This is a genomic window from Bradyrhizobium sp. KB893862 SZCCT0404 (genome assembly GCF_018130885.1).
Taxonomy (GTDB): domain Bacteria; phylum Pseudomonadota; class Alphaproteobacteria; order Rhizobiales; family Xanthobacteraceae; genus Bradyrhizobium; species Bradyrhizobium stylosanthis.
This window is the reverse complement of the sequence record NZ_JAFCLT010000012.1, coordinates 93661-119917: the sequence shown is the minus strand read 5'-3', so window position 1 is coordinate 119917 and position 26257 is coordinate 93661. Positions and strand designations below refer to the sequence as shown.

Annotated in this window: 28 protein-coding genes and 1 tRNA gene; 14 read left to right on the top strand and 15 right to left on the bottom strand. The window is 65.4% G+C overall.

Annotated features, from left to right (window positions below):
• The first annotated feature begins 93 nt into the window (after positions 1-93).
• Positions 94-170: transfer RNA gene (locus tag JQ617_RS34600), tRNA-Arg, on the top strand.
• 25 nt (positions 171-195) lie between these two features.
• On the opposite strand, the gene JQ617_RS34595 is transcribed toward JQ617_RS34600, so the two are convergent.
• Together JQ617_RS34595 and JQ617_RS34590 are read right to left on the bottom strand one after the other, a co-directional pair.
• Complete coding sequence (locus JQ617_RS34595) at positions 196-1212, bottom strand: TRM11 family methyltransferase (RefSeq protein ID WP_212030283.1); 1017 nt, start codon at positions 1210-1212, stop codon at positions 196-198.
• Positions 1213-1440: 228 nt separating this feature from the next.
• A complete protein-coding gene (locus tag JQ617_RS34590) occupies positions 1441-2433 on the bottom strand; it encodes a GlxA family transcriptional regulator (RefSeq protein ID WP_212030282.1) in 993 nt (330 codons plus the stop codon).
• Positions 2434-2551: 118 nt separating this feature from the next.
• Between JQ617_RS34590 and JQ617_RS34585 the strand changes: the two genes are divergently transcribed.
• The 3 genes from JQ617_RS34585 to JQ617_RS34575 all read left to right on the top strand — a co-directional run bounded on the left by JQ617_RS34585 (position 2552) and on the right by JQ617_RS34575 (position 5391).
• Positions 2552-3193, top strand: a complete 642-nt coding sequence (locus tag JQ617_RS34585) for an HD domain-containing protein (protein WP_212030281.1) — start codon at positions 2552-2554, stop codon at positions 3191-3193.
• 111 nt (positions 3194-3304) lie between these two features.
• A complete protein-coding gene (locus JQ617_RS34580; RefSeq protein WP_212030280.1) occupies positions 3305-4003 on the top strand; it encodes a DUF2569 family protein in 699 nt (232 codons plus the stop codon).
• Positions 4004-4251: 248 nt separating this feature from the next.
• The gene (locus tag JQ617_RS34575; RefSeq protein ID WP_212030279.1) at positions 4252-5391 is read left to right on the top strand and encodes an amidohydrolase/deacetylase family metallohydrolase; all 1140 of its coding nucleotides are present in this window, start codon (positions 4252-4254) and stop codon (positions 5389-5391) included.
• Position 5392: 1 nt separating this feature from the next.
• On the opposite strand, the gene JQ617_RS34570 is transcribed toward JQ617_RS34575, so the two are convergent.
• The 3 genes from JQ617_RS34570 to JQ617_RS34560 are packed head-to-tail and all read right to left on the bottom strand — an operon-like array spanning position 5393 to position 6890.
• The gene (locus tag JQ617_RS34570; protein WP_212030278.1) at positions 5393-5986 is read right to left on the bottom strand and encodes a TlpA family protein disulfide reductase; all 594 of its coding nucleotides are present in this window, start codon (positions 5984-5986) and stop codon (positions 5393-5395) included.
• Positions 5979-6440 (bottom strand): DsrE family protein, encoded by a 462-nt coding sequence (locus JQ617_RS34565; RefSeq protein ID WP_212030277.1) that lies wholly within the window; start codon positions 6438-6440, stop codon positions 5979-5981. Before JQ617_RS34565 ends, JQ617_RS34570 begins: the two co-directional genes overlap by 8 nt.
• Before the next feature lie 21 nt (positions 6441-6461).
• On the bottom strand, positions 6462-6890 hold the full coding sequence (locus JQ617_RS34560; protein WP_212030276.1) for a DoxX family protein: 429 nt from the start codon (positions 6888-6890) through the stop codon (positions 6462-6464).
• A gap of 104 nt (positions 6891-6994) precedes the next feature.
• Between JQ617_RS34560 and JQ617_RS34555 the strand changes: the two genes are divergently transcribed.
• Positions 6995-7879 carry a LysR family transcriptional regulator gene (locus JQ617_RS34555; protein WP_212030275.1) on the top strand — a complete coding sequence of 295 codons (885 nt, stop codon included), beginning with the start codon at positions 6995-6997 and terminating at the stop codon, positions 7877-7879.
• 4 nt (positions 7880-7883) lie between these two features.
• On the opposite strand, the gene JQ617_RS34550 is transcribed toward JQ617_RS34555, so the two are convergent.
• On the bottom strand, positions 7884-9029 hold the full coding sequence (locus tag JQ617_RS34550; protein ID WP_212030274.1) for an acyl-CoA dehydrogenase family protein: 1146 nt from the start codon (positions 9027-9029) through the stop codon (positions 7884-7886).
• Between the two features lie 126 nt (positions 9030-9155).
• Between JQ617_RS34550 and JQ617_RS34545 the strand changes: the two genes are divergently transcribed.
• The gene (locus JQ617_RS34545) at positions 9156-9833 is read left to right on the top strand and encodes an alpha/beta hydrolase family protein (RefSeq protein ID WP_212030273.1); all 678 of its coding nucleotides are present in this window, start codon (positions 9156-9158) and stop codon (positions 9831-9833) included.
• A 3-nt stretch (positions 9834-9836) separates the two neighbouring features.
• Here JQ617_RS34545 and JQ617_RS34540 read toward each other — a convergent pair whose 3' ends face one another.
• Positions 9837-10811: a ketopantoate reductase family protein gene (locus tag JQ617_RS34540; RefSeq protein WP_063692997.1), complete on the bottom strand. Its 975-nt coding sequence runs from the start codon at positions 10809-10811 to the stop codon at positions 9837-9839.
• A 155-nt stretch (positions 10812-10966) separates the two neighbouring features.
• Here JQ617_RS34540 and JQ617_RS34535 point away from each other — a divergent pair, with 155 nt between their 5' ends.
• A complete protein-coding gene (locus JQ617_RS34535; RefSeq protein ID WP_212030272.1) occupies positions 10967-11767 on the top strand; it encodes an enoyl-CoA hydratase-related protein in 801 nt (266 codons plus the stop codon).
• Positions 11768-11775: 8 nt separating this feature from the next.
• Here the strand turns inward: JQ617_RS34535 and ybiA are convergent, their stop codons facing one another.
• The 3 genes from ybiA to JQ617_RS34520 form a co-directional block, all read right to left on the bottom strand.
• Positions 11776-12327 carry a riboflavin biosynthesis intermediates N-glycosidase gene (ybiA, locus tag JQ617_RS34530; protein ID WP_212030271.1) on the bottom strand — a complete coding sequence of 184 codons (552 nt, stop codon included), beginning with the start codon at positions 12325-12327 and terminating at the stop codon, positions 11776-11778.
• 29 nt (positions 12328-12356) lie between these two features.
• Positions 12357-12629, bottom strand: a complete 273-nt coding sequence (locus JQ617_RS34525) for a hypothetical protein (protein ID WP_212030270.1) — start codon at positions 12627-12629, stop codon at positions 12357-12359.
• Positions 12630-12788: 159 nt separating this feature from the next.
• Complete coding sequence (locus tag JQ617_RS34520) at positions 12789-13673, bottom strand: LysR family transcriptional regulator (protein ID WP_212030269.1); 885 nt, start codon at positions 13671-13673, stop codon at positions 12789-12791.
• A 112-nt stretch (positions 13674-13785) separates the two neighbouring features.
• On the opposite strand from JQ617_RS34520, the gene JQ617_RS34515 reads away from it, so the two are divergent.
• The 4 genes from JQ617_RS34515 (at position 13786) to JQ617_RS34500 (ending at position 17939) form a co-directional block, all read left to right on the top strand.
• Entirely contained in the window at positions 13786-15153 is a 1368-nt protein-coding gene (locus tag JQ617_RS34515; RefSeq protein ID WP_212030268.1) for an FAD-dependent oxidoreductase, read from the top strand.
• A gap of 35 nt (positions 15154-15188) precedes the next feature.
• Positions 15189-16193, top strand: coding sequence for an ABC transporter substrate-binding protein (locus JQ617_RS34510; protein WP_212030267.1), 1005 nt, complete (start codon positions 15189-15191; stop codon positions 16191-16193).
• Between the two features lie 155 nt (positions 16194-16348).
• Positions 16349-17122: an ABC transporter ATP-binding protein gene (locus JQ617_RS34505; protein ID WP_212030266.1), complete on the top strand. Its 774-nt coding sequence runs from the start codon at positions 16349-16351 to the stop codon at positions 17120-17122.
• Positions 17115-17939, top strand: a complete 825-nt coding sequence (locus JQ617_RS34500) for an ABC transporter permease (protein WP_212030265.1) — start codon at positions 17115-17117, stop codon at positions 17937-17939. Before JQ617_RS34505 ends, JQ617_RS34500 begins: the two co-directional genes overlap by 8 nt.
• A 112-nt stretch (positions 17940-18051) precedes the next feature.
• Here the strand turns inward: JQ617_RS34500 and gtdA are convergent, their stop codons facing one another.
• Positions 18052-19092 carry a gentisate 1,2-dioxygenase gene (gene gtdA, locus JQ617_RS34495; RefSeq protein ID WP_212030264.1) on the bottom strand — a complete coding sequence of 347 codons (1041 nt, stop codon included), beginning with the start codon at positions 19090-19092 and terminating at the stop codon, positions 18052-18054.
• 199 nt (positions 19093-19291) lie between these two features.
• Between gtdA and maiA the strand changes: the two genes are divergently transcribed.
• Both maiA and JQ617_RS34485 read left to right on the top strand, forming a co-directional pair.
• Positions 19292-19921 carry a maleylacetoacetate isomerase gene (maiA, locus tag JQ617_RS34490; protein WP_212030263.1) on the top strand — a complete coding sequence of 210 codons (630 nt, stop codon included), beginning with the start codon at positions 19292-19294 and terminating at the stop codon, positions 19919-19921.
• Entirely contained in the window at positions 19911-20423 is a 513-nt protein-coding gene (locus JQ617_RS34485) for a MarR family winged helix-turn-helix transcriptional regulator (RefSeq protein ID WP_212030262.1), read from the top strand. Before maiA ends, JQ617_RS34485 begins: the two co-directional genes overlap by 11 nt.
• A gap of 320 nt (positions 20424-20743) precedes the next feature.
• Here JQ617_RS34485 and JQ617_RS34480 read toward each other — a convergent pair whose 3' ends face one another.
• The 3 genes from JQ617_RS34480 to JQ617_RS34470 all read right to left on the bottom strand — a co-directional run bounded on the left by JQ617_RS34480 (position 20744) and on the right by JQ617_RS34470 (position 24670).
• Positions 20744-22357, bottom strand: coding sequence for a benzoate-CoA ligase family protein (locus tag JQ617_RS34480; protein WP_212030261.1), 1614 nt, complete (start codon positions 22355-22357; stop codon positions 20744-20746).
• Positions 22354-23520 (bottom strand): FAD-dependent monooxygenase, encoded by a 1167-nt coding sequence (locus JQ617_RS34475; RefSeq protein ID WP_063693023.1) that lies wholly within the window; start codon positions 23518-23520, stop codon positions 22354-22356. The genes JQ617_RS34480 and JQ617_RS34475 overlap by 4 nt, the downstream gene beginning before the upstream one ends.
• 457 nt (positions 23521-23977) lie before the next feature.
• Positions 23978-24670, bottom strand: a complete 693-nt coding sequence (locus JQ617_RS34470; RefSeq protein ID WP_502754911.1) for a hypothetical protein — start codon at positions 24668-24670, stop codon at positions 23978-23980.
• Between JQ617_RS34470 and JQ617_RS40115 the strand changes: the two genes are divergently transcribed.
• Positions 24669-24944, top strand: coding sequence for a hypothetical protein (locus JQ617_RS40115; RefSeq protein WP_249157785.1), 276 nt, complete (start codon positions 24669-24671; stop codon positions 24942-24944). The genes JQ617_RS34470 and JQ617_RS40115 overlap by 2 nt on opposite strands.
• 143 nt (positions 24945-25087) lie before the next feature.
• Here JQ617_RS40115 and JQ617_RS34465 read toward each other — a convergent pair whose 3' ends face one another.
• Positions 25088-26089 (bottom strand): NADP-dependent oxidoreductase, encoded by a 1002-nt coding sequence (locus tag JQ617_RS34465; protein WP_212030259.1) that lies wholly within the window; start codon positions 26087-26089, stop codon positions 25088-25090.
• Positions 26090-26257: the final 168 nt, after the last annotated feature.

Here is a 26257-nt window from a genome sequence, read left to right as displayed (position 1 = left end):
CGGACGTCGGTATTGGCCGCGGCGAGGGCTTCCGATTTGGCTCTCGCTTTGATATGTACAGCTCCAGGCAACCCGCCTCGCGGCGGGTTCCGCGGTCCCGTAGCTCAGCCGGATAGAGCGGCGGTTTCCTAAACCGTAGGTCGCATGTTCGAGTCATGCCGGGATCGCCAGCCTCTCCCCATCGCAGCGTCGAATTCAGCGGCGAACCCTTGCCACGATGACGTCGCGCCGCTTGATCACGCGGTCGACGCGATGCGCAAGATTGTCGTAGGGCGGGGTCTGGACGACGTCGAAAGGCGCGGTGTCCTGGACGAATGCCACCATGTCTTCGCGCGTGAAGCGCGTCGAATCCCAGGAAAAGGCCATGCAGCCGCCCGGCAGCAGCAGCTTGGCCCAGGCGGGTAGACAACCGCTCAAAAGGTCCTGCAGCGGGGCATTGTGCTGAATGCCGTAAGGCAAGTCGGCGACGATGAGGTGAGGCTGACCGAAGCCGGATGTCAGCTCCTTTGCCGCGGCTCCGCTTCCGCTCACCAGCATGCAGCGAAGAGGATCATTCCTTCCGATCTGGAAGGTCCAGCGGTGCGCATTCCCCAACTTTCGGAGGCGCTCCTGCGTCTTCGACAGCGATATCCGGTTCTCGCGACAATATTGCATGACGAAGGTGGCTGTGGACTCGATGTCGCTCTGCTCGAGTTCGACACCGGCAACACTGGCACCGAGCGACAGTCCGACGAACAGACTAGTTCCGCCGCCGCATAGCGGATCGAGCAACTTCAGTTCACGCCAGTCCAGGTCGCGGAAATCGGAAGCGTTCTTGGCGATGTTGCAGACGAATTGCGTGAAGAACTCGCTCGTCTTTCCCTTGTAGCGCCTGATGGAAGGCAGGTCCCGGGAGATGGCAAAGGGATAGCTGACCGCGACCGGCCGCAGTAACGGGCCCTGCACGGCGTCGATGGAGTCGAAAAGCTCGAAGACGTTCCCGATCATCGCCATGCTGGCGAGCTGTCTGCGATGCTGCTCCGTCAGTTCGCCGTCCGATTTCGTGAACCTGACGTAGTCCTGCCCGGCGATCTGCTCCAGCGACACATTGGACAGCGTCTGTCCCAGCGGCGACGCCAGCAGCTCGGCGGCAGCGAGGTCGCGGGCCAGATTGGAGTACTGACTGCTTCTCTGTGGCGCGACCTGCGCGACGAAGGTGTTCGTAGAGGTCATGGTCGGTACGTAAGCCACTCTTCTGCTGGATTCGAGGCCAGACGGCTGTCGGCAGGCCCGTAGGAGCGTCAGCCTCAGCCTTGCTCAGTGTGCCTCGGAGATACAAAGAGCGGGCAAATTGCCGATAAATCGGCCGAGAGCGCAAGCGCCGTTCCGGCATTTCTCCCAAAAATGCGCCGTCCGGGGCGAGCATCTATCTCTTGCCGGGATCGCGATTTCCTCCTTACTCTAGACCGTCGAGCCCGAGATCCGCGCGAAGCGCTTGCGGTATTCGGCGGGCGTCACGCCGACATGGCGGGCGAAGGCGCGGCGCAACGTGTCCGCATCCGCAAAGCCGCAATGCAAGGCGACCTGCTTGGGCGCCTCGTTGCCGAGCTCCAGCAGGCGCCTTGCCGCATTGACGCGGGCCTCCTCCACCCAGGTCGCGGGCGTGATGCCGACTTCGGCACGGAACAGTCGCGCAAAATGCCTCGGGCTGATGTCCATGCGCGCCGCGAGGCTGGCGACGCTGTGATCCAGTCCGGGATTGGCGGCGACCCAGCGCTGCAGCTCCTGCAGCGCGGCGCGGCCGGCGGGCACGGTCTCGCCCTTGCGGGTGAACTGCATCTGCCCGCCGGGGCGCTTGAAGAACATCACGAGCTGGCTTGCGACCCTCATCGCAATCTCGCGTCCGAGATCTTCCTCGACGAGAGCGAGTGCCAGATCCAGCCCGGCCGTCACGCCGGCGGCGGTGCGGAGCTTGCCGTCGGTGACATAGATCGCGTCCTTGTCGATGGTGACCGACGGGAATTTTTCGGCGAGCCGGTCCGCGACAGCCCAATGCGTCGTGACTCGCTTGCCATCGAGAAGGCCCGCCGCCGCAAGAAAGAACGCGCCCGAGCAGACCGACCCGAAACGCCGCGTCCTTCCCGCACGCCGGCGGAGCCAGTCGATCACCAGTCCGTCCGGCGGCACGTCGGCGGCGTTCGGGCATCCCGCGATCAGCAGGGTGTCGATGCTCTCCTGGAAGCCGCGATCGATGATGCGGTCGGGCATCAGGCGCACGCCTGAGGAGCTGCGGATCGGACCCGGCTCCGCGCCCGCGACGAACAGCACATAGGCCTGATGTCCGGCCTGCAGATTCGCCTCGGCGAAAACGTCGAGCGGGCCGGCGACGTCGAGAAGCTGCACCCCGGGCAGCGCGACGATCACAATTGTCCTCGATTTCGGCTTCGCGCCCATGTCCGGCTCCCGTGTCCGTCTTGGCAGGTATTTGTCTGTTTTAGACGTATTACGTCAATTGAGGACAATCTAGCCCGGGCTTACCTTCGCCGCCACCAGAGAAATTCAGGAGACCATCATGCAAGAGATCACCGGAGCCGCCGCCATTCCCGACAGCAAGCTGGCGCGCGCCATCACCGACTACATCCGCGACACCGAGACCGATCTGCTCTTCAACCATTCCAGCCGCGTGTATCATTTCGGCGCGCTGGCCGGCATCCGCCGCGGGCTGACATTCGACCGCGAGCTGCTCTACGCCGGCGCCATGTTTCACGACATCGGCCTGATGCCGGGCCATGGCAGCCGGCACGAACGGTTCGAGGTCGACGGCGCGCATGCCGCACGCGATTTCCTGCGCAGCCACGGTATCTCCGAAGCGGACGCCTATACGGTCTGGACCGCGATCGCGCTGCACACCACGCCGGGCGTGCCGCAGCACATGCATCCCGTCGTCGCGCTGGTGACCGCCGGCGTCGAGATGGACGTCCTCGGGCTCACCTACAAGGATTATCCCGACGCGGAGCGCGAGGCGGTCGTGAAGGCGTTTCCGCGCACGCCGCACTTCAAGGAAGACATCATCCAGGCGTTCTACGACGGCATCAAGCACAGGCCGGACACGACGTTCGGCAACGTCAAGGCCGACGTCATCGCCGACAAGGAGCCGCATTTCCATCGCGGCAATTTCTGCAGCGTCATCCGCGGCTCGCATTGGCACGGTTGAGCGGCGTTCGCTCCTGCCGCCATGCCCAGCCGCATGGTCCTGTCCGTTGCTTTCTATCGTGACGTGTGTTGTTACGGTTGGATAGAATGCAGCGGGTGTGAGGGCGTTGTCATGGCGAGTTTGTGGTTCTACGCGGAAGGCGGGCAGAAGCGCGGCCCGGTGACAATCTCGGAGCTCCTTCCGCTGCTGGGTCGCATTGCAGATGCGCGGCGCGTGTTGGTCTGGCGGCAGGGCCTCGGGGGCTGGAAGCCAGTCGAGGAGGTGCGCGAGATCGCGGATCAGCTATTTGGGACGACGGCGGTCGCCGCTCGGGGGCCTGCCGTGCTCGTGGAAGACGCTGCTCCATCGAGGGATGTCGATGCCGAGGAGACCGGTATCAGCGGTTGGCTCGGGCTTCTGGCGATCGGCCAGGTGCTGGGCATCCTGCGCCTGATCTTCAACGTCAGACAATATTTGCAGTCGATTTCCGAGGAGGTCTGGACGTACTTTCCGACGATTGTCTGGGGTGAAATCGCGATGCAGGCTGCCCTGATCGGCCTCGCGATCTGGACAACGGTGCTCCTGTTCCAGCATTCCCGCAGATTTCCAGCCGTCTTCATCGTGCAAACGATTTTCGCTGTGCTGATGCCGCTGGTCGATCTCCTGTGCGTCGCCGTGTTTCTCTCCGCCGCCCTGAACCGTCCGTTCAGCGATTTCTTCAACGTCGGACCCGGACAGGCCGCACAGATGGCGGTGGGTGCGTTGATCGCCGCAGCCTGGATAATTTATGTCGTTCGCTCGCGCAGGGTCGCGAATACGTTCACGAACTAAGCCGCGATACGATGCGCCTTGTCGAGCCGGGCGGCTCGCCCGGCTTCCCCGCCGCCAGCCCCCAGTGTGCTCGGGCGCATGATGCCCGAGCGACCGGAGGACGAAGGGGACCTGCGCATCGCCATTTTGTCATGGGGCATCGTCTCGGTTTGCCCGGGACTCCGGCGTAAAAATTGCTAGAAGTGGGAGGCTTCCTTCCTTTGGCTGGCCCATCGTCAGCCGCCTCATCGCGACATCCGGAGACCAGAATGCCTTTCGATTTGATCCTGCGCGGCGGGCGGGTCGTTGACCCCTCGCAGAAGCTCGATGCCGTGACGGATGTCGCCTTTTCGGGCGGCAAGGTCGCGGCGATCGGCACCGGGCTCAAGGCCGATCCCGGCACCGATGTGCGCGACGTTTCGAAATACATCGTGACACCGGGGCTGATCGATCTGCACACCCATGTCTATTGGGGCGGCACGTCGCTCGGCATCGATGCCGAGGAATTCTGCCGCCTGTCCGGCGTCACCACGGCGGTCGACACCGGCAGCGCCGGCCCCGGCAATTTCGCGGGCTTCCGCAAGCACGTGATCGAGCCGAGCCAGGTCCGCATCCTCGCTTATCTGCACGTCTCGCATGCCGGCATCTTCGGCTTCTCGCACCGGATCATGGTCGGCGAGAGCGAGGAGCTCAGGCTGATGAATCCGATCGAGGCGGCCAAGGTGGCCGATGAAAACCGCGATCTCATCGTCGGCATCAAGGTGCGCGTCGGCCTGCATTCTTCGGGAACGTCAGGCGCCGTGCCGCTCGACATCGCACTCGAGGTCGCGAGCGAGGTCGGCATGCCCTTGATGGCGCATATCGACCATCCGCCGCCGAGCTATGAGGACGTGCTCGCGCGCCTGCGTCCCGGCGACGTTCTCACCCATGCGTTCCGTCCCTTCCCCAACACGCCGGCAACCGCGCAGGGCACGGTGAAGAAGGCGGTTCTGGATGCGCGCGAGCGCGGCGTGCTGTTCGACATCGGCCACGGCAAGGGCTCGTTCGCGTTCAAGACCGCGCGTGCCATGCTCGCCAACGGCTTCTATCCGGACACCATCTCGTCCGACATCCATCAGCTCTGCATCGACGGCCCCGCGTTCGACCAGGTGACGACCATGTCGAAGTTCCTGTGCATGGGCATGGAGCTGTCCGACGTGATCGCGGCTTCGACCGTGAACGCGGCGATGGCGCTGCGCCGGCCCGAGCTCGGCAGCCTCAAGCCCGGCAGCGCCGGCGACGCCACGCTGATCAGCATCAAGCAGGGCCAGTTCGACTACGAAGACGTCGTCGGCGAGCACCTGATCGGCGATCGCAAGATCGCGTCCGAAGGCGTCGTCATTGGCGGCCGCTGGTGGCATCCGAACTAGATCAGGCTTGATCGCGGTAGAACTGCAGCAGGCGCGCGCCCGTCGGCGAGAGCCAATCGGGCGCGCCCGTGATGTAGCCTTCGACGCGACCGCTGGTGCCGACGAGATAGGTGATGGGCATGCCTGGGATGGAGAACATCGCCTTGGATGCTTCGGCCGCCGCGCCATAGGCATCGGCATAGCAGGCGAGGTCTTTCACGGCGAGGCCGCCGAGAAAGCTGCGGATCTTGCGCAAGTCATTCGTGTCCGTGCAGATCGCGACGATGTCGAGCCGGTCGGGCCGCGAGGCTTTGAGGCTTGCGAGCGTCGGCAGATCGAGCTTGCAGGCCGCGCACCAGGTCGCCCAGAAGTTCACCAGCGTGATGCGGCCCGGCTTCGCCGCCACGACCGCATCGCGGCCGTGGACGTCCTGGAGCCTGAACTGCGGCATCGATGCGTGCGGCCGCACCAGGGTGAACTGGCTGCGGCCGGCCTCGAACACCGGCGGCCAGCTCTCCTGCGCGCGGGCGGCGTGCGGGACAGCGAGAGAGGCTGCCGCGGCCATCAGGATCGATCGCCGCGACATCGCAGTGCCTTTGCGCGCGTCGTCACGCATGGATATAGGCCCAGCCCTTCAGTTGCAGATCGACGACGCGACCGATCCCGAACGGGACGAGGTTCGCGCCTGATATCAGCGGGATGGAGATCTGCTCCTTGGCTTCGGCGATGGTCTTCGACGAGGCGCACATGCTGTAGGTGAGGTTGGGCACCGACTGCCGCAGCGTCGCGAGCGGTTCGACCAGCGGCGTCTTGTCCGCGCGGAAGACGTCGATGCCCTTGCCGTTGGCGACGACCTCGATCAGCAATCGCGCGCCCCGCTCGGCAAAATGCTTTGAGAGGTTGGCCGAGTAGCTGACCGCATGACCCATGACATAGGGCTCGTTGCTGTCGATCAGGATCACGACACCGTCGGCGAGGCGATCCTCTTTGGCGGCGGCAGCGCCGCCGGCGGTGAGGATCGCGGTGCCGGCGAGCAGCCCCCTGCGGGACCATCCGTTGGCTGAGATCATGGCGGCAGGGCTCCAGCCGGGTCAGAACTGCCGCGCTGCGATCGGTGCCTTGCTGTTGCGTCCCCACAGCACGAACAGGCTGAGCGCGAGCAGGACGATGTTGAGCGGCACGACCTCGGCCTCGCCGCGCGAGATGTGGAAGACGAACGCAAACACCTGCAGCGCCGAGCAGCCGAGCGCGGCCAGCACCGTCAGCCGCGGCAGGATCCGCGTCAGGGCCGGCAGCAGAATGCCGATTCCGCCGGCGAGATCGACCAGCGCGATGGCGCGGACGAAGGTCTCGGAATATTGGCCGGCCCAGGGCATCGCCGCGGCAAGCTGGGGAATGGGGGTCAGCAGCTTATACAGCCCCGCCGAGATGAAGACGAAGGCAACGAGGGCCTGCGCGACCCAGAGGCCGATGCGAAGGGCCCGGCCGGGGGTAGCGGTCTCGAGGGTGGTGGCGGACATGGTGGTTTCTCCAAAATGTGAGGGTTGCCACCATTTGATGGTTTCTCAGTTTTTAATCATTATGCCATCCAGGATTAGTTCCTTTCTTGGATATTGATGATCTCATGGATTCTTTGGTCAGCATGAGGGTGTTTTGCCTGGTCGCCGAGCTGAAGAGCTTTGCGGCAGCGGCGCAGCGCCTGCGCATTTCGCCCGCCATGGCGAGCAAGCACGTGATGCAGCTCGAGAAGCGGCTGGGCACGCGGCTGCTCAACCGGACCAGCCGGCGCGTCAGCCTGAGCGAAAGCGGCACGCTCTATTTCGAGCAGACGCGGCAGATGCTGGATTCGCTCGACGAGGTCGAGGCCGCCGTCAGCAACGCCACCGTCGTCCCGCACGGCACGTTGCGCCTGACTGCGCCGGTGTGGATGGCGAACACGATCTTCACAGGCGTGCTGGCGGACTACCAGGCGCGCTATCCCGAGGTGCGCCTCGACATCGATCTCAGCGGGCGGCTGGTCAATCTGGTCGAGGAGGGATTCGATCTCGCCCTGCGCGCGACCGGCACACCCGACGAGGCGCTGATCGCGCGTCCCATCACGGGCGTCCCGTTCTACATGGTGGCCGCCCCCGCCTTTCTCAAACGCGCGGGCCGCCCGAAGACTTTCGCCGATCTTTCCGGCCAGGCCCTGTTGCACTACGCGCTTTATCCCGGCGAAAGCTTTTCCCTGAACAGGAACGGCGTGGTCGAGACGATCAAGCTCAATCCGGTCCTGCGCAGCGGCAACGAGACGCTGCTCCACTTGGCTGCGCTGGAAGGCATGGGCCTCGCCTTCCTGCCGAAATGGCTGGTCACCGAGGATATCGCCGCCGGACGTCTCGTGCACATTCTGCCCGACGACGTCGTCTTCGAGGGGCGCCTGTTCGCGGTCTATCCGAGCCGCAAATATCTCTCCGCGAAGGTCAGGACCTTCATCGACTTCGTCGCCGCCGACAAGCGGATGAGGTAGCCGTCTAAAGCGACCTTGCGATCAACAGCTTCATGATCTCGTTGGTGCCGCCATAGATCTTCTGGATGCGGGAATCGATGAAGATGCGGGAGATCGGGTATTCCTGCATGTAGCCGTAGCCGCCGAACAGCTGGAGGCATTCGTCGGCGGTCTGCACCTGCTTGTCCGAGCACCAGTATTTCGCCATCGACGCCGTGACGGTGTCGAGGTCCCCGGCGACGAGCCGCTCGATGCACCAGTCGACGAAGACCCGTGCGATCATCGCCTCGGTCTTGCGCTCGGCGAGCGTGAACGCGGTGTTCTGGAAATCCAGCAGCGGCTTGCCGAACGCCTTGCGCTCCTTGGTGTAGTCGACGGTGAGCTTGACGGCGCGCTCCATGGCGGCGACGGCGCCGACCGCGAGCGCGAGGCGCTCCTGCGGCAATTGCTGCATCAGCTGGACGAAGCCTTGGCCCTCCTCCTTGCCGAGCAGGTTTTCCGGCGGCACGGTCACGTTGTCGAAGAACAGCTCCGAGGTGTCGGAGGCGTGCAGGCCGATTTTGTCGAGGTTGCGCCCGCGCTTGTAGCCGTCGGCACCTTCGGTTTCGACCACGATCAGCGAAATGCCTTTCGCTCCGGCCTCTCCGGTGCGCGCGACCACGATGACGAGGTCGGCAGCCTGGCCGTTGGTAATGAACGTCTTCTGGCCGTTGATGACGTAGGAATTGCCCTGTTTCTTGGCCGTGGTCTTGACGGCCTGCAGATCCGAGCCGGTGCCGGGCTCGGTCATGGCGATGGCGCCGACCATCTCGCCCGAGGCCATCTTCGGCAGCCAGCGCTTCTTCTGCTCCTCCGAGCCGTAATTGAGGATGTAGTGCGCGACGATCGCGCTGTGCACGGAGACGCCGGTGGTCAACTCCGGCACGGTGCTTTCGAGATCGTCCAGCACGGCGGCGTCATAGGCGAAGGTGGCGCCCAGCCCGCCATATTTCTCCGGCACGCTCGCCAGCAGCGCGCCCATCTCGCCGAGCCCGCGCCAGGCGAAGCGGTCGACCATCTTCTGCTCGCGCCATTTCTCGGCGTGCGGCGCCAGGTCCTTGGCAAGATACTTCCGGAACTGGTCGCGGAAGACGTCGAGCTCTTCGGTCATCCAGGAGGAGCGGTAGGACATGGTTACCTCGGTTGATGCGCAGTTCCGGCTTGGTAAGCCAGGGCGGCGCGGCAATTATTGTGTTTTCAGGCTGCGCCGGTGACGCTACCAAGGCGGCCGTAACAGCATCTGTCGGGATGGCTGATTGTGACAACCAAAACTCAAGAGCTCAAGCTCGACATCGAACGCATTGGCGCGGTGTCGGCGATCCTGACGCAGCCGGACCAGCCGCGTGCGTGCTACGTGCTGGCGCATGGTGCGGGTGCCGACATGCGGCATGCCTTCATGGAGAAGGTGGCCGCCGGCCTCGCCGATCGCGGTATCGCGACCTTCCGCTTCAATTTCCACTACATGGAAGAGAAGAAGGGGCGCCCCGACCAGCCCGCCGTTGCGCACGCTGCCGTCCGGGCGGCCGTGGCGGAGGCAGCAAGGCTCTGCCTCGGCGTGCTGCTGGTTGCCGGCGGAAAATCGTTCGGCGGGCGCATGACCTCGCAGGCGCAGTCGAAGGCGCCGCTTCCGGGTGTGAAGGGACTGGCCTTCCTCGGCTTCCCCCTGCATGCAGCCAAGAAGCCGTCGTCCGAGCGTGCCGAGCACCTCGCCGGCATCGCCATCCCCATGCTGTTCCTGCAGGGAACGCGCGACGAGCTCGCCGATCTCGGCCATCTCAAGCCTGTGATCACCTCGCTCGGGGCAAAGGCAAGGCTGCATGAGGTCGAAGGCGGGGACCATTCGTTCGCGGTGCTGAAGAAGTCGGGCCGGACGAATGAAGAGGCGCTCACCGAAGTGCTCGATACGCTCGCGGCCTGGATCGACCAAATCGCCTGAGGCTCAGGCGGAATAGAGCCCCTTGTCGCGCGCCTTCTGGATCGCAAGCGCGGCGATCAGGTCGAGCGTCGGCGTAGACAGGCCGGCGGTGCGCGCGAAGGCGGCGGGCGCCTTTACCAGCACGTCGATCTCCATGGCGCGGCCAAGCTCGTAATCCTGCAGCAGCGACGGCTTGTGGTTGGGGGCGGGGCCGCTGCGCGTCACGCGTTTGACCTCGGGGATGAAGTGCTGGGCGATGTCGTTGGCCTCGTTCAGCATGCGCGGAATGACGTCGGCAAAGGCGGGGTCGTCGCGTACCCCGCGCGCGGTCTGCCCGGTGAGCAGGCACAGCACCGACAGCGACATGTTGGTCAGCAGCTTTGACCAGATCGCCTCGCGGATCTCGGCCACCGGCGGCGATTCCAGCCGCGCGTCGTTGAGGGCATTGCGAAGCTTCGTGATGCGCTCGCAATTGCGGTCGTCGCATTCGCCGATCAGGAGGCGGTTGCGGTCTGGGGTGAGGTTGTGCACCACGCCGGGCGCGGTCACCTCGTTGGAGGAGAAGATGACGCCGCCGATGATGCGCTCCTTCGGAATGCAGGCGCGCAGACGTCCGCCCGGATCGAGGAAGGAGATGTCGGGCGGGGTCGGATGCCGCGGCGGCAGGCCGATGCCGTACCACCAGGGAATGCCGTTCTGGGCGAAGACGATGGCGGTATCGTCCTGCAGCAGCGGCTTGATGCTGGAGACCAGTCCGGTCAGCGCGGTCGCCTTCAGCGTGGAGATCACGACGTCCTGCGGGCCGAGCTGGGCCGGGTCGCCCGATGCGTTCACCTTGGCGGACACCTCGGAATCGCCGACGCGCAACTTGAGGCCGTTGGCGCGGACTGCCTCGAGATGCGCGCCCCGCATCACGCACGAGACGTCGTGGCCGGCGCGCGCCAGCCGTACCGCAATGTGGCTGCCGACGGCGCCCGCGCCGAAAATGCAGATGCGCATGTTGATCCCGTCCCTGTCCCTTGAATGCCGCCCGGCGGCAGCATGACACAAGCCGCCATGCGATGGGCGCGGCCGCCCCACGCTGGAAAGATATGGATCGGTATGCGTTCCCTCGGCCATAGTGCGAGGCAAGCAAGATGACCGGAGGATCGCCGATGACTGCCAGCCCTGTCCTGTGGACCCTCGATGAGCGTGGGGTTGCGACCGTCACGTTGAACCGGCCGGAGGTGAACAACGCCTATGACGGCGCCTTGATATCAGGCGTGCTGGCGGCGATGGACGATCTCGGCAGCAAGCCGAACCTGCGCGTCGTCGTGCTCAGGGGCAACGGCAAGCATTTCCAGGCCGGCGCCGACCTCAAATGGATCAACGGCGTTCGGCCGCAATCGCCCGAGGCCAACGAGGCCGCCTCGCGCGCCACCTTCGAGGCCGTGCAGCGGCTCAACACGCTGCCGATCCCGACGGTCGCCCTGGTGCAGGGCGGCTGCTTCGGCGGCGGCACCGGCGTGATCGCGGCCTGTGATGTCGTGATCGCCGCGGACAATGCGCTGTTCTCGATCACCGAGGTACGCTGGGGCCTCACCGCCGCGATCATCATCCCGCAGCTCTGCGACGCCATCGGCGTCCGGCAGGTCCGCCGCTACGCGCTCACCGGCGAGCGCTTCGGCGCCGAGGATGCCCGCCGCATCGGCCTTGTCCACGAGGTGGTGCCGCTGGCCGATCTCGAGGCCGCCGGCGCCAAGGTGGTCGAACAGCTGCTGGCCAACGGGCCGGTGGCGATGGCCGAGACCAAGAAGCTCGCGCTGGAGAGCTCGTTCGGCGGCATGGCGGTGGACGATGCCGCTTACACGCGGCTCGTGCAGCTGCACTCGCTCAAGCGCCAGAGCGCGGAGGCGGCGGAGGGGCTGGCCTCGTTCGCGGAGAAGCGGGCGGGGAATTGGGGTCGCGGCAGCTAGGCTGCTCGCTATTTCGACCGCAGCGATTGGCGGGTCTTCATGAGGGCAAAACCCAACAGGTTGAGCCCTGGCCAATCGTGCGGATGCCCGGCTCGCTTGTCGTCGGCGGCAAGACCGATGCCCCAGACGCTATCGACGGGGCTGGCTTCCACAATCACGCTATCCCCGGTCGCGAGCAGCCAGTCTCCAAGCTCAGGGTTCTGGCCGAACTTCGCCAGATTGCCGCGCAGCACCACATCGAAGCGATGAGCGACCCAACGCTCATCGTCGTAATTTTTCACCAACCGGCCGAGCCTCTTCGCCTGAGATGGACCAGGTGCAGCGAGGATGGCGTCGAGGGTGTCTCGATCCCCGAAGAGTTCGGCCTTCTGGGCCATCATGTAGTGCTCGGCGGTTGCATAAGCCCTGCCGTCTATGACGAACGTCGCTGGCCACCACTGGCTGAGCACGTGCTTGTCGATTCTCTGATCCCTCGGGGTGTGTCCCCAAAAGAAGAGAAACTCCGGAACCCAGCCGGAGCTGATTGCGCTTTTCAGGGCATCGATCCCGTCGATTTGCATCCGGCCGGTCCTTCCGTCACCGCGGACTGTCAGCAGCCGCGGCAGATGTTGTTGATGCTGCGATAGACGGCGTCGTCGTCCTGCCGCATCTGGCGCAGCGTTTCGAGCGTCGTGCCATCGCTGGCGGGCGCGGCCGGCTTGCGCTTCGCTGCCAGCTCTTCCTCCTGGCGCTTGTAGCAGGCCTCGCGATCGGGCTTGGCCTGGATGAAGCGGCAGTTCTGCTCCACGGCTGCGGCGGGCGTGGCCGAGATCGCGAGTGCGGTCAGGGCGGCAAATGCGTACTTCAAAATGATCGAATCCATAAGGCGTTCTCTCAGGTCCGCCTGATGAGAGCAACTGCCTTGTTGTGACAAGGGTGCGACGGCGCGTAGCCCGGATGAAGCGAAGCGTAATCCGGGGCCGGTGTCCCCGCATTCCGCTGCGCTTCATGCGGGCTACGGCCCTCTCACAAATGATCCGGCCTACAGCGACGACGCGAGTGACGTCTTCAGCAGGGTCAGCAGCGCCTGCACCGCGGCGGCATTGCGCCTTCGCTCCGGAATGGCCGCCTTCACCCACAATTCCGGAATCGGAAAGTCGCGCAGCACGGGCTTCAGCCTGCCGTCGCGCAAGGCGTCCGCCACGAGGTAATGCGAGATCAGCGTGATGCCGTTGCCGGCGATGGCGCTGCGCGCCAGCACGAGGCCCTCGTTGGAGGAGAGCAGCGGGCTGACCTGGATGCTGATGCGGCCGCGCGGCCCGTCGAACGCCCATTCGGGGCCGGTCGGCATGAAGCTGAGGCAGCGATGCTCGACGAGATCGCGCGGATGCTTTGGCGTGCCGTGCTTTTTCAAGTAAGCCGGCGAAGCGCAGAGCAGCCGCTTCAATGGACACAGCGGCTCGTCGACCACGCCGCCGAAGGAATGCGGGAAGGCGCCGATGGCGATGTCAAAACCTTCCGCAACGGGATCGACCGGGCGATCGATCAGCACGATCTCCAGCTTCAGTCGCGGGTTCTGGGTCTGGAACGCGCTGAAGGCGTCGGCGAGCCGTGCCACGGTCAGCGAGGTCGGCGCCTTGATGCGCAGGTGATCGACGAGATCGTGGCCCTTCTCGCCCATGCGCGAGAGCAAATCGGTGGCATCGGTGACGACGCCGCGGGCGCGATGCACATAGCGCTGGCCGGCTTCGGTCAACCGCAATTGCCGGGTCGAGCGATGAAACAGCGGCGTGCCGATCCGCGCCTCCAGCTGCGTGACGCGTTTTGCCACCACCGAGGTCGAGACATTGAGTTTTCGCGCGGCGGCCGAGAAGCCGGCCGTATCCGCCGTGGCGAGGAAGGCCTGGAGGTTCACGAGGATGTCCATTTTGACCTTTCTCGATTCGCGAAAGCTGATCGCGTATTTTGGTGGATTGTAGCCCGCCTCGCGTTAATTCATAGTCGCCTGCAAGCAAAGGAATTCCGGGAAGGGACGCGCCATGCGGGCCATGACGATCGAAGAACCGGCACGGAAGGTGCCGCTCTACGGCGAATATGAAGTCGTCGTCCTCGGCGGCGGTCCCGCCGGCATCATCGCGGCGGCATCGGCCGCGCGCGCAGGGCGGAAGACGCTGCTGATCGAACGCTACGGCTTTCTCGGCGGCATGGGCACCGCTGCCGGCGTCACCAATTTCTGCGGCCTGCACGGCAATGTCTACGGCAAGGCGCACCGGTTGGTGCAGGGCATGGCGTCCGAGCTCCTCGCGCGCATCGACCTGCTCAATGGTCTCAACACGCCGCACCTTATCCTCGGCAAGGTCTTCGCGCAGGCTTACGACACCGCGGCCTACAAGATCGCGGCCGATCAGCTGCTCGCCAGCCACAAGGTGCACATCCTCTTCCACGCCCTCGGCGCCGGCGTGGTGATGGCCGATGACAGCCGCATCGACGCGCTGCTGGTCGAGACCAAGGCCGGCCGGCAGGCGGTGCGCGCAGACATCTTCATCGATTGCTCCGGCGATGGCGATCTCGCGGTCTGGGCCGGCGCGCCGTTCGAAATCGGTGACGAGCACGGCCATCCGCTCTACCCATCCATGATGCTTCGCCTCAACGGCATAGATCCGGAGAAGGCCGGCGATGCCTGGCGCACCATCCCGCAATTGATGGAGAAGGCCGCGGCCGCCGGCACCCACACCTTCCCGCGCAAGAGCGCGATCGTGCGGCCGCAGAAATCCGGCATCGAATGGCGGGTGAACTTCACGCAGGTGGCGCGCGAGGACGGCCATGCCATCAACGGCATCGAGCCCGACGACCTCACCCGCGGCGAGATCGAGGGCCGCAAGCAGGCGCTCGCCGCGTACGAGTTCTTGCGCAGCAGCGTGCCGGGCTTCGAGAAATCCTACATCGTCGACCTGCCGCCGCAGCTCGGCATCCGCGAGACCCGCCGCATCAAGGGCGGCTACCAGCTCAGCGGCGAGGACGTGCTGGGCTGCGCATCGTTCGAGGATTCCATCGGCGTCAATGGCTGGCCGATCGAGGCCCATGTTCCCGGCGATGTCGTCTTCACCTTCCCGCCGATCCCGGAATCGCGCGGCTATAACGAGCTGCCCTACCGGATGCTGGTGCCCGAGGGGGTCGACAATCTCCTTGTCGCCGGACGCTGCGCCTCGATGACCCATGAGGGGCAGTCGGCGGCGCGGGTCTCCGGTGCCTGTTTCGTGATGGGCGAGGCGGCCGGTTCCGCCGCGGCGCTGGCGCTCTCCGGAAACCGCATTCCACGCGAAATCCCCATTGAAAAATTGCAGGAAACGTTGAAACAACAGGGCGCCTTCATCGGGCGGGACCAGGCGGTGCCCGAGGGCCTGTAACGGACTGCAAAGAGAACGACGGCGGAGGAAACGGGATGATCGGGATGGTGCGGCTCGCACTTGCGGGCCTGGTGGCGATCATGGCGATGGGCACGGCTCGCGCCGAGGACGCGCTGAAGGCCAAGGTCGGCGTGCTCCGCCTGTCGTCCTCCGCGCCGGTCTTCATCGCGCAGGACAAGGGCTATTTCCGCGAGGCCGGCCTGGAGGTCGAGCTGAAATTCTTCGACGCGGCGCAGCCGATCGCGGTCGCGACGACCTCGGGCGACGTCGATTTCGGCGTCACCGCCTTCACCGCGGGTCTCTACAATCTCGCCGGCAAGGGCACGCTGAAGGTGATCGGCGGCATGAGCCGCGAGAAGCCCGGCTATCCCCTGATCGGCTATTTCGCCAGCAACAACGCCTATGCCGCCGGCCTGAAGACGCCTAGGGATCTTGCGGGCAAGCGCGTGGCGATGACGCAGGTCGGGTCGAGCTTTCACTATTCGCTCGGCCTGCTCGCCGACAAATACGGCTTCAAGCTCGCGGATGTAAAGATCGTGCCGCTGCAATCACTGTCGAACGCAGCCGCCGCGCTCAAGGGCGAGACCGTCGATGCCGCGCTGCTCCCCATCTCCACCGCGCGAAAGCTGATGGACGAGGGCGGCGCGAAGTTCCTGGGCTGGGTCGGCGACGAGACGCCGTGGCAGCTCGGTGCGGTGTTCGCCTCGCCGAAGACGCTGACCAACAAGGCGCTGGTGACGAAATTCCTCGGCGTCCTCGCCAAAGCCGATCGCGAATATCACGACGTCATCCTGGCCTCCATGAAGGATGGCGTCGCCCCGATCAACGAGAAGACAAAACCGCTGCTGGAGATCATCGCGAAGTACACCAATCTGCCGGTCGAGCAGGTGGTCGGCAACTGCGCCTATATCGATCCCGACGGCAAGCTCGACGTGAAGAACGTCGACAACCAGATCAAATGGCTGCAGGAGCAGGGTTTTGCGGACAAGGGCTATGACGCGGATGCGATCATCGCCAAGGATTATGTGAAGGCGGATTGATTGATGTTGCGCGCTTCGCTCTCTCTCCGTCATCCCCGCGCAACGGCGAAGCCGTTGTCGCTGGAGGTGCGAGTAGCGCAGTGCATCCGCACTGCGCTGCGAGCCTCGAAGGATGTGCGGCCCGGATGCAGCGAGACCGACACTGAGGCCGTGACATGGACCTGATCGCCAGCCACATCACCCACCGCTTCGGCGATCTCGCCGTGCTCGACGACGTCTCCTTCACCGTCGGCGCGGGCGAGGTGGTGGCGATCGTCGGTCCTTCCGGCTGCGGCAAGAGCACGCTGCTGTCGATCCTCGGCGGGTTGCTGCAGCCGACTTCGGGCGCGCCCGAGCTGCGCGGCGCGCCGCCGGCGGACAGCCTCAATCCGCTCACCTTCGTGTTCCAGGATTTTGCACTGCTGCCCTGGGCGACGGTCGAGGAGAACGTCGAATTCCCGCTGCTGCACACCCAGCTCTCGGCCGCACAGCGCCGCGCGCTGGTTGACGATGCCCTGCGCCGCACCGGGCTGACCGACTTCCGCCAGACCTATCCGAAGCAGCTCTCCGGCGGCATGCGCCAGCGCGTCGGCATTTCGCGCGCGCTTGCAGTGAAGCCCGCGATCCTGCTGATGGATGAGCCGCTCTCGGCGCTGGACTCGCAGACGCGCGAGCTGCTGATGGAGGATTTCGTCCGCCTGCTCGCCGATGGCGGTATGGGCGCGGTCTATGTCACGCATAATCTCGAAGAGGCCGCGCGGCTCGCTGATCGCATCGTGGTGCTGTCGCGGCGGCCCGGGCGCATCCGCGAGGTCGTGACCGTGCCGATGACGCGCGCGGCGCGCGGCGAGGCGGCAGCGCGCGAAAAGCTGCTCGCGCTGCAGAACCAGATCTGGTCGCTGATCCGCAACGAGGCGATCGACGCCGAGCGCGAGGTCCAGCATGCTTGATCGCGCGCCAGGCGATGTGACGTCGAAGGACGACACCACCCGCCGCGTCCGCTTTCGCGGCGCCGGCTTCGTGCCGGCCTCGAGCCGTTTCGGCGGCTGGATCGCGCTCGCCCTCGTCATCGCAATCTGGCAGGCGGCCGGAAGCGCCGGCCTCGTCAATGCGCTGTTCCTGCCGACGCCGTCGGCGATCGCGCGTGCGCTCTACGAGCTCGCGATCTCGGGCGCGCTATGGCAGCATGTGTCCGCTTCGCTGCTGCGCATCGGCGTCGGCTGGATCCTCGGGACCGCGGCCGGGGTCGCGGTCGGTTTCGCGATCGGCCTGTCCAGGCTGGCGCGCAGCGTCGGCATCACCTTCATCTCGGCGCTGTTCCCGATCCCGAAGATCGCGCTGCTGCCGCTCTTGATCCTTTGGCTCGGGATCGGCGAGGAGCCGAAGATCGCGACCATTGCGCTCGGCGTGTTCTTCTCGACCGCGATCTCGGTCTATAGCGGCGTCGACGCGGTGCCGCGCAATCTCATCCGCATGGCGCAGAGCTTCAACGTTCCCTTCGCCACCATCGTGCGCAAGGTGATCTGGCCCGGCGCGCTGCCCGCAATCCTCGCCGGCTTCCGCATCACGGCATCGGTGGCGCTGCTGCTCGTCGTCAGCGCCGAGATGATCGGCGCCCAATACGGCATCGGCGCCTTCGTGCTTCAGGCCGGCAATCTGATGCAGACCGATCAGCTGCTCGCCGGCGTGGTGATCCTGTCGGTGTTTGGCCTCGCGGTCGGCAAGGTGATCGGATGGCTGGAGACACGGCTGCTGCACTGGCGGTAGCCACATTCACCGCAGCCGTAGGGTGGGTTAGCGAAGCGTAACCCACCATCTGTTTCCACGGGAAGAAGCTGTTGGCGGATTACGCCTTCGGCTAATCCACCCTACGAGACCGTTATGCGTTGCCGCGATCTTCCCGGAACAGATCCAGCTTCTGCTGCACCGGCCGGTCCGAAAAGCTGAACAGCACCGCGTCGTCATCCGCCTCGTGCGTCACCCAGTGCCAGCTCGGCACCACGAACAGGTCGCGCGGGCCCCATTCGAACACGGCGTCGCCGATGCGGCTTCGGCCGCGGCCCTCGATCGGGCAAAACACCGTCGCATCGGTCGAACGATAGCGTGCAGTGTTAAAACCCTTCGGCAAGAGTTGGATGAAGGTGCCGATGGTCGGCATGGCGAAATCGCCGGTCTCGGGGTTGCTGAACTTCAGCTTCAGCCCGTGGCAGGCGTCCCATTCCTGGCTCGTGCGCGCCTTCTCCAGCGCTTCGCGGGTGTAGGCATATGGATAGCTGAAGATCGGCGAGGTCTTCGACGAGCGCTTGACGTCGACCGGCAGAAGATTGTGGCCGTAACGCGCAAAGCTGTCGCCGGCGGGCCTCGTGATCTTCTGCTGGTCTTCCTTCGAGCCTTCCGCGAAGGAGCAGTCGAAGAACTGCACCAGGGGAATGTCGAGGCCGTCGAGCCAGAACATCGGCTGGTCGGTCTCGTTGGAATGATCGTGCCAGGTCATCGACGGCGTGATGATGAAATCCCCTGGCTCCATCGTGGTGCGCTCGCCGTCGACAGCGGTATGGGCACCCTTGCCCTCGAGCACGAAGCGCAGCGCCGACTGGCTGTGCCGGTGCGCGGGCGCGACGTCGCCGGGCACCACCATCTGCACGCCGGCATAGAGCGAGGTGGTGATCTTGGATTGTCCGCGCAGGCCGGGGTTCTCCAGCACCAGCACGCGGCGCTCGGCCTCCTTGGCCGTGATCAGCTTGCCGGCCTCCGTCATGTAGTCGCGGATGACATCGAACTTCCAGAGGTGCGGCTGGCAGGCGCTCCGCGGCTCCGGCGTGATCAGATCGCTCATCACCGTCCACAGCGCGGTGAGATTCTCGCCGTCGATCTTCTTGTAGAAGGCCTCGCGTTCCGGCGTCTTGGTCACGGCTTCCATGGCGGCGCTCCCGTTCGTTTTGTTGATTGACAGTATACTGACGATCTAGGTAGCGTCAACATTCGCAGCCGCTAGTTGCCGTCATTCCTGGGCGATGCGATAGCATCGAACTTGGTGCGCACTTGCGCACCTGGGAATCTCGAGGTTCCGGGTTCTCGCTTCGCGAGCCCCGGAACGACAGAACAATGGGAGGGTCTCGATGAAGCTGCACGGCTATTTCCGCTCCAGCGCCGCCTACCGCGTGCGGATCGCGCTGAACCTCAAGGGTCTCGGGGCCGAGCACCTGCCGCATCATTTGCGCAAGGGCGAGCAATGTGCGCCCGCCTATCTCGCCATCAATCCGCAGGGCCTGGTGCCGGCGCTGGAGGACGGGGAAACGGTTCTGACCCAATCGGTCGCCATCATCGAATGGCTCGACGAGACCCATCCCAATCCGCCGCTATTGCCAAAGGATCCGCTGCGCCGCGCCAAGGTGCGCGCATTCGCGCTCGCGATCGCCTGCGACACCCATCCGGTGCAGAACCTGAAGGTGCTGGCCCGGCTGCGCGAGCTCGGCCTCGCCGAAGAGAAGGTCCAGGACTGGGCCGCCTGGGTCAACCGCGAGGGCCTGTCGGCCTGCGAGACGCTGATCCGGGACGAGCCGGGCCCGTTCTGCTTCGGCGATACGCCGACGCTGGCCGATCTCTGCCTGGTGCCGCAGCTCGCCAATGCGCGGCGCTTCGGGGTCGATGTGTCGGCCTATCCGCGCCTGCTCAAGGCGGAAGCGGCCGCCAAGGCTCTGCCGGCCTTTGCCAATGCCGCCCCGGAGAAGCAGCCCGATGCCGAGTAAGCCTGCCGCTCCGATCACGATCGACGCGGTCTATGCCGCGCCGGGCTATCTGTTCCGGCGCATGCAGCAGATCGCGGTCTCGATCTTCATGGAGGAGTGCAAGGCGTTCGACCTCACGCCGGTGCAATATGCCGCGCTGATCGCGATCCACACCCATCCCGGCATCGATGCGACGCGGCTCTCGGCCGTGATCGCCTTCGACCGCTCCACGCTCGGGAGCGTCATCGAGCGGCTGCAGGCCAAGGACTATATCGAGCGCAAGCCGGCGCCCGAGGACAAGCGGATCAAGCTGCTCTATCTGACGAAATCAGGCGCGGCGATCCTGCGCGAGATCATCCCCGCCGTCGAGCGCGCCCAGGCCCGCATGCTGGAGCCGCTCAAGCCCGCCGATCGCAAGGCGCTGATGGGGCTGATGGCGCAGCTCGTCGATCTCAACAACGAGGCCTCGCGCGTGCCGCTACGCGCCGAGGACGCGCTGGAGCATCTGGGGAAGGGCGGGTGAGGCGTTGCGCGCATAGATGCGTCATTCTCCGCCGTCGTCCCGGACAAGCGAAGCGCAGATCCGGGACCCATACGCCGCAGCAGCAGTTTGACGAAGACAGGCAATGACCATCTCGCCCAACAATGACTGCTGCGGCGTATGGGTCCCAGCCTTCGCCGGGACGACAGTAAGGGGGCCGCACCTCATCGCCTCAGCAGCGGTCTCGTAGGGTGGGCAAAGGCGCGAAGCGCCGTGCCCACGATCTCTCGCTCAATAGGCAATGGTGGGCACGCTTCGCTTTGCCCACCCTACGATTTCCGAACGTGTGGTGCGGCCTCGGGCTACATCCTTAGCAACGCCTGCCGGTCGATCTTCCCCGTGCCGGTCTTCGGCAGTTCGTCGATGAAGATCACCTCGCGCGGGTATTTGTACGGCAGCAGCTTGCCCTTGACGTAGTCCTGCAAGCGCCGGGTCGCCTCGCTTTGGTCGGCCGCGCGGTTGTTCATCACCACCACCGCCTTCAGCGTCATGCGCCGGTCCGGCAGCTCGGCGGCGAACACGGCGCATTCGCGAATATCAGGGTGGTCGGCGAGGCACAGCTCGACCTCGAGCGGGTAGACCCACTGGCCGGAGATCTTGATGAGATCGTCGGCGCGGCCGCGGAAGAAGTGGAAGCCGTCGGCATCGCGCACGAAGCGGTCGCCGGTGTAGATCCAGCCGCCCTCGCGAATGGTCTCGGCCGATTTGTCCGGCCGGTTCCAGTACAGCGGGGTGTTGGAATCGCCGCGCACCCACAAGATGCCTTCCTCGTTGTCGCCGACGTCGCGTCCGTCCTTGTCGCGCAGCGCGACCTCGTAGCCGGGCACGCGCAGGCCCGCGGCGCCGAGCTTCTTCCGCTCGGGACGGTTGGAGAGATAGATGTGCAGCACCTCGGTCGAGCCGAGGCCTTCGACGATCTCCAGGCCCGTGAGCGTCTTCCAGCCGTTGAAGACTTCGGCCGAAAGCACTTCGGCCGCCGAAAGCGCCATGCGCAGCGAGGAGAAATTCGTCCTGTCCGCGCCCTCCGCCTTGGTCAACGACGTGTAGAGCGTCGGCAGTCCGAAGAAGACCGTCGGCTTGTACTGTTCGATCGCGGCGAAGATCGTGGCGGGCTTCGGCTGGCCCGGCAGCAGCAGCGTGGTTGCACCGGCCGAGAACGGGAAGGTGACGGAATTGCCGAAGCCATAGGCGAAGAAGATCTTCGGCACCGAGAAGCAGATGTCGCCGGGCGCCAGCTTCAGCACGTTCTGCGCAAAGGCGACCTCGCTATAGGCCATGTCGTGCTGGAGATGCACGATGCCCTTGGGCCGGCCGGTCGAACCGGACGAGTACATCCAGAACGCCATCTCGTTGCGGCCGGTGGCGGCTTCGGCGAGCTCGGCCGGGAATTGCGCGAGCCAGCTCGCCGCCGCGACCGCGGCAGGCGCGGCGTGCTCGCCGACCGCGCCATTGACGACGACCAGCGTCTGCAGCTGCGTGTCCTTGCACGCCTCCGCGTTGAAGCGTGCGCAGAACTCGGCCTCGGCGACCGCAACGGCAGCGCCGGAATCGGCGAGATAGAATTGCAGCAGGTCCGGCGGCGTCAGCGTGTTGATCAGCAGCGGCACGAAGCCGGCGCGCACCGCGCCGAAGAACGCGGCGGGGTAGGCCGGGGTGTCGTCGAGGAACAGCAGCACACGGTCGCCGCGCTTCAGGCCGAGCGAGGCGAAGGCATTGCCCCAGCGGCAGGCGTCCGCGCAGAGCTCCGCATAGGTGCGCGTGCCCGCGGGGCCAATGAGGGCGAGCCTGTCGCCGCGGCCTTGCGCCAGATTGTCGAACAGCACGCGGCTGGCATTGTAGGCTTGCGGAACGGCAAAGCCGATCTCGCGCGCGCCCGCGCTGTCGGCGGGCACCTGGTCACGAATCTCGTTGCTCATGCGGTGGCCTCGTCAGCCGCATCTCCGCCGTCGCCTGCACCGTTCTTGGCGGCCTCGTAGCGTGCCATGAAGGCCGGTGACATGTGGCGCAGCCGTGAATCGTCGATACGGCCGGAGCGCGTGATGTAACTGTAGGCGAAATCCAGCAAATTCATCTGCATGTGCTGGGCGAAGTGCTCGTACCAGAAGGCGCTGGTGCGGGCCGCATTGATGAGCTTCTGCACCACCGGCTTTCGCTCGGCCTGGTAGCGAAGCAGCGCGGTGGTCAGATGTGCATCCGATTCCAGCGCCTTGACCAGCGCGATCGCGTCCTCGATCGCAAGCCGCGTGCCGGAGCCGATCGAGAAATGCGCCGAGTGCAGCGCGTCGCCGATCAGCACCATGTTCTTGAACGACCAGTGCTCGTTCCAGACCCAGGGGAAATTGCGCCAGACCGATTTGTTGGAGACGAGGCAATGGCCGCCGAGCGTGTCGGCAAACACTTCCTCGCAGACGCCCTTGGACTGTTCGACGTCCTTGTAGGCGAAGCCATAGGCCTGCCAGGTCGCGTGATCGCATTCGACCAGGAAGGTGCTCATGGTCGGCGAGTAGCGGTAGTGGTGGGCGTTGAAGGCGCCGCGGTCGGTCTTCACGAAGGTCTGCGACAGCGTGTCGAAGCGCTTCGACGTGCCGTACCAGACGAACTTGTTGGAGGAGTAGGACAGCGAGGTGCCGAAATCGCCCTCATAGGCGCGGCGCACCAGCGAGTTCAGCCCGTCGGCGGCGACGATCAGGTCGTGACCATTGAGCTGGTCGATGGCGTGGATCGGCGTATCGAAGCGCGGCGTGACGCCGGCGTCGAGCGCGCGCTGCTGCAGGAATCTCAACAGCTCGAGCCGTCCGATCGAGGAGAAGCCGACGCCGTCGATGGCGACGCTGTCGCCGCCGAGGTTCAGCGTGATGTTCTCCCAGCTCTCCATATGCGGGGCGATCGCATCGACCGTCTCGGGGTCGTCGGTGCGCAGGAATTCCAGGGCCTGGTCGGAGAACACAACGCCAAAGCCCCAGGTCGCGTCGGCCGGGTTCTGTTCGAACAGGTCGACTTGATCCTCGGGGTGACGCTTCTTCCAGAGATAGGCGAAGTAGAGCCCACCGGGCCCCCCGCCAATCACGGCGATCCGCAACGTCTGCCTCCCTAATTGACAGTATACTTACTATCTAGGGGTAGACTAATGTGCTCCGGCCTGCCGCGCCAGCGGAATTATCGCCAAGGCACGGCACGCCAAAGCTCACTTTCCGGACACGCGTTCGAGGCGTGCCCGAAACCGTCAGGCATGAATCATAGCCAAACCGCGCCGGATTGACCACCCACCGGTCAGACGCAGCGCTTCACGTAGACGCCGTCCACCAGCACTCTGGTGCAGCGGACCACTGGAACCGGCTTGCGGACGACGACGGCCGCGTTCGGCCCGGCGCAACCGGCGCGATAGACGCCGCGGGCGCACACCACCGCATTGGCGTCGGTGGCCGGTCTTGTGGTGATTGAAATCGGCTTTGTAAAAGGTTTGTCGCCACAGGCGCGCGAAAACTCATTCGCGCGCTCGTCATGGCCACGCGCCCGGCGCGTGATGGTGCCCTGCCTTATCGGGCCGCGAACGGAGCGAGCACGTCCTTGCACGCCGGCGACAGCGACGCGGCGTTGTTGGAGATGCATTGGATGATGCGGCCGCCGCCGGGCGCGACGCCGGCGCAGAGCGAGCGGACGTCGGCGCCGCAGGCGGAGCGGACGATGAACAGCTCTTCGCGCGGCCGCAACGGGCGCAGCACGATGACCGCCGGCGCCGCGGCGGGCGCCGCCGCTGCAGCCGGTGCGGCGCCAGCAGCAGCAGGCGCGGCGGCTGCCGTACCGCCGCCCATTGCCGCAGTCACGGCCTTGGCGCAGCCTGCCGACACCTTCGCCTTGTTCTGCTCCAGGCATTCGAGCGCGGGGGCGCCGCCCGGCGGCACACCGGCGCACACCTTGGGATAGTCGCCGCGGCAGGCGCTCTTGATCGCGGAGACCTGGGCAGAGCTCGGCTGCTTCGGTGCTGCAGCTTTCGGAGCGGCGGCAGCCGCCGGTTTGGCCGCGGGTTCGGCGGCGGGCGCCGCTTCCGTCTTTGCAGGCTCGGATTTGGCCGGCTCGGATTTAGCCGGCGCCGCTTCGGTCTTCGGCGCGGAGGCCGGCTCGACCGCGCGAACCGCGGCCTGGCATCCCGACGACAGGCTGGACATGTTCTTGGCGAGGCATTGGAACGCCTCGACTCCGCCGGGCGTCACGCTCGAGCAATGCGCCATGAAGTCCGAGCGGCACGCGGACCGGATGGCGCTCTTTTGGGCCTCGGTCGGCGATTGCGCCAAGGCTCCTGTTGTAAAGGCTCCTGTTGCAGCTGCGAAGAGTGCCGCCGCGAGCAAAGCCGTGCGCGTTGATGCATGTTTCAACGTGTTGAACATTGGGGTGAATTCCTGCCCTGTCGGTAACGCCGACGATTTATTAAAAGTGATGCAAACAATCGTCGCGGGTGATGCCGCGTGCGGCATCATTGGCCGCTTCAGCCTCTACCGCAAGTAGATATTGCCGCTTCAATTGCGACGTAACTGAGAGCATGGCCCGGCTCCGGAGAGCCGCGTGAGCGAAACGTGCGCGGCGGCTTTCCCTTGCGACAAACGCGAAACGCGTTGGCGCGGAGGTCATGCTCGAGCAAGCGATACGCGCTAGAGCTTCACCATGCGCTTGCCGCGGTTCTCGCCGGCGAGCAATCCGATCAGCGCTTTCGGCGTGTTCTCGAGGCCGTCGATGATGTCTTCCTGCACCTTCAGCTTGCCGGATTTCACCCAGCCTTGCAGATCGGCGAGCGCCCGCTGGCTGTCCTTCATGTAGTCCGTCACGATGAAGCCCTGCATCACGAGCCGCTTCACCACGATCAGCCCGGGCACGCCGCGCGGGCCGTGCGCGGAGGGCGCGCCGTCATATTGCGAGATCGCACCGCAGCAGGCGATGCGGCCGTAATTGTTCATCTGTGGCAGGCAGGCTTCCAGAATGTCGCCGCCGACATTGTCGAAATAGACATCGATCCCCTTGGGCGCCGCCGCGCGCAGCGCCTTGAACACGGCGCCGTCCTTGTAGTCGACGGCGGCATCGAAGCCGAGTTCGGAGGTCAGCCAGTTGCACTTGTCGGCGCCGCCGGCGATGCCGATGACGCGGCACCCCTTGATCTTGGCGATCTGGCCGACGATCGAGCCGACCGATCCCGCGGCCGCCGAGACCACGACGGTCTCGCCCTCCTTGGGCTTGCCGACCTCCAGCAAGCCGAAATAGGCGGTGAGGCCGGCGATGCCGAACACGCTGAGCAGGTGCGTCATCGGCTCGAGCTTCGGCATCTTGGTCAGATGCTTTGCCGGCACCGCGGCAAACTCCTGCCAGCCGGTGTCGCCGAACACGATGTCGCCGGCAGCCAGGCCCGGTGCCTTTGAGCTCACGACCTCGGCAATGGCGCCGCCGGCCATCACGCTGTTGGCCTCGACGGCCGAACGGTAGGTCGCGCCGTGCATCCACGCCCGGTTGGCGGCATCGAGCGAGATGTAACGCACGCGCAGCAAGGCCTCGCCGTCCTTCGGCTCTGGCATGCCACCTTCGATCATCTTGAAGTGCTCGGGGCCAAGCTTGCCGCTGGGCTTTTCCACCAGCAGGATCTGGCGATTGGTGCTGCCGCTCATGGCGTTCCCCTCTTCGTTTGCTTGACGATTATTGATGCAGCCGCCGCAAAGGAAACGTGCAAGCCGCATTCGTTGTGCGCTGCATGAAGGCTAGATCGCGCGTCCTCGTTTCGCAACGGGAACATTGCGCCATCGCAAGTGCACGCAAAGCGTGTTGCGTGATCGTCA

Coding starts and splice junctions, on each gene's coding strand:
- JQ617_RS34595 (WP_212030283.1), bottom strand. CDS start 1,212: ATGACCTCTACGAACACCTTCGTCGCGCAGGTCGCGCCACAGAGAAGC.
- JQ617_RS34590 (WP_212030282.1), bottom strand. CDS start 2,433: ATGGGCGCGAAGCCGAAATCGAGGACAATTGTGATCGTCGCGCTGCCC.
- JQ617_RS34585 (WP_212030281.1), top strand. CDS start 2,552: ATGCAAGAGATCACCGGAGCCGCCGCCATTCCCGACAGCAAGCTGGCG.
- JQ617_RS34580 (WP_212030280.1), top strand. CDS start 3,305: ATGGCGAGTTTGTGGTTCTACGCGGAAGGCGGGCAGAAGCGCGGCCCG.
- JQ617_RS34575 (WP_212030279.1), top strand. CDS start 4,252: ATGCCTTTCGATTTGATCCTGCGCGGCGGGCGGGTCGTTGACCCCTCG.
- JQ617_RS34570 (WP_212030278.1), bottom strand. CDS start 5,986: ATGCGTGACGACGCGCGCAAAGGCACTGCGATGTCGCGGCGATCGATC.
- JQ617_RS34565 (WP_212030277.1), bottom strand. CDS start 6,440: ATGATCTCAGCCAACGGATGGTCCCGCAGGGGGCTGCTCGCCGGCACC.
- JQ617_RS34560 (WP_212030276.1), bottom strand. CDS start 6,890: ATGTCCGCCACCACCCTCGAGACCGCTACCCCCGGCCGGGCCCTTCGC.
- JQ617_RS34555 (WP_212030275.1), top strand. CDS start 6,995: ATGGATTCTTTGGTCAGCATGAGGGTGTTTTGCCTGGTCGCCGAGCTG.
- JQ617_RS34550 (WP_212030274.1), bottom strand. CDS start 9,029: ATGTCCTACCGCTCCTCCTGGATGACCGAAGAGCTCGACGTCTTCCGC.
- JQ617_RS34540 (WP_063692997.1), bottom strand. CDS start 10,811: ATGCGCATCTGCATTTTCGGCGCGGGCGCCGTCGGCAGCCACATTGCG.
- JQ617_RS34535 (WP_212030272.1), top strand. CDS start 10,967: ATGACTGCCAGCCCTGTCCTGTGGACCCTCGATGAGCGTGGGGTTGCG.
- ybiA (WP_212030271.1), bottom strand. CDS start 12,327: ATGCAAATCGACGGGATCGATGCCCTGAAAAGCGCAATCAGCTCCGGC.
- JQ617_RS34525 (WP_212030270.1), bottom strand. CDS start 12,629: ATGGATTCGATCATTTTGAAGTACGCATTTGCCGCCCTGACCGCACTC.
- JQ617_RS34520 (WP_212030269.1), bottom strand. CDS start 13,673: ATGGACATCCTCGTGAACCTCCAGGCCTTCCTCGCCACGGCGGATACG.
- JQ617_RS34515 (WP_212030268.1), top strand. CDS start 13,786: ATGCGGGCCATGACGATCGAAGAACCGGCACGGAAGGTGCCGCTCTAC.
- JQ617_RS34510 (WP_212030267.1), top strand. CDS start 15,189: ATGATCGGGATGGTGCGGCTCGCACTTGCGGGCCTGGTGGCGATCATG.
- JQ617_RS34505 (WP_212030266.1), top strand. CDS start 16,349: ATGGACCTGATCGCCAGCCACATCACCCACCGCTTCGGCGATCTCGCC.
- JQ617_RS34500 (WP_212030265.1), top strand. CDS start 17,115: ATGCTTGATCGCGCGCCAGGCGATGTGACGTCGAAGGACGACACCACC.
- gtdA (WP_212030264.1), bottom strand. CDS start 19,092: ATGGAAGCCGTGACCAAGACGCCGGAACGCGAGGCCTTCTACAAGAAG.
- maiA (WP_212030263.1), top strand. CDS start 19,292: ATGAAGCTGCACGGCTATTTCCGCTCCAGCGCCGCCTACCGCGTGCGG.
- JQ617_RS34485 (WP_212030262.1), top strand. CDS start 19,911: ATGCCGAGTAAGCCTGCCGCTCCGATCACGATCGACGCGGTCTATGCC.
- JQ617_RS34480 (WP_212030261.1), bottom strand. CDS start 22,357: ATGAGCAACGAGATTCGTGACCAGGTGCCCGCCGACAGCGCGGGCGCG.
- JQ617_RS40115 (WP_249157785.1), top strand. CDS start 24,669: ATGAAGTCCGAGCGGCACGCGGACCGGATGGCGCTCTTTTGGGCCTCG.
- JQ617_RS34470 (WP_502754911.1), bottom strand. CDS start 24,670: ATGGCGCATTGCTCGAGCGTGACGCCCGGCGGAGTCGAGGCGTTCCAA.
- JQ617_RS34465 (WP_212030259.1), bottom strand. CDS start 26,089: ATGAGCGGCAGCACCAATCGCCAGATCCTGCTGGTGGAAAAGCCCAGC.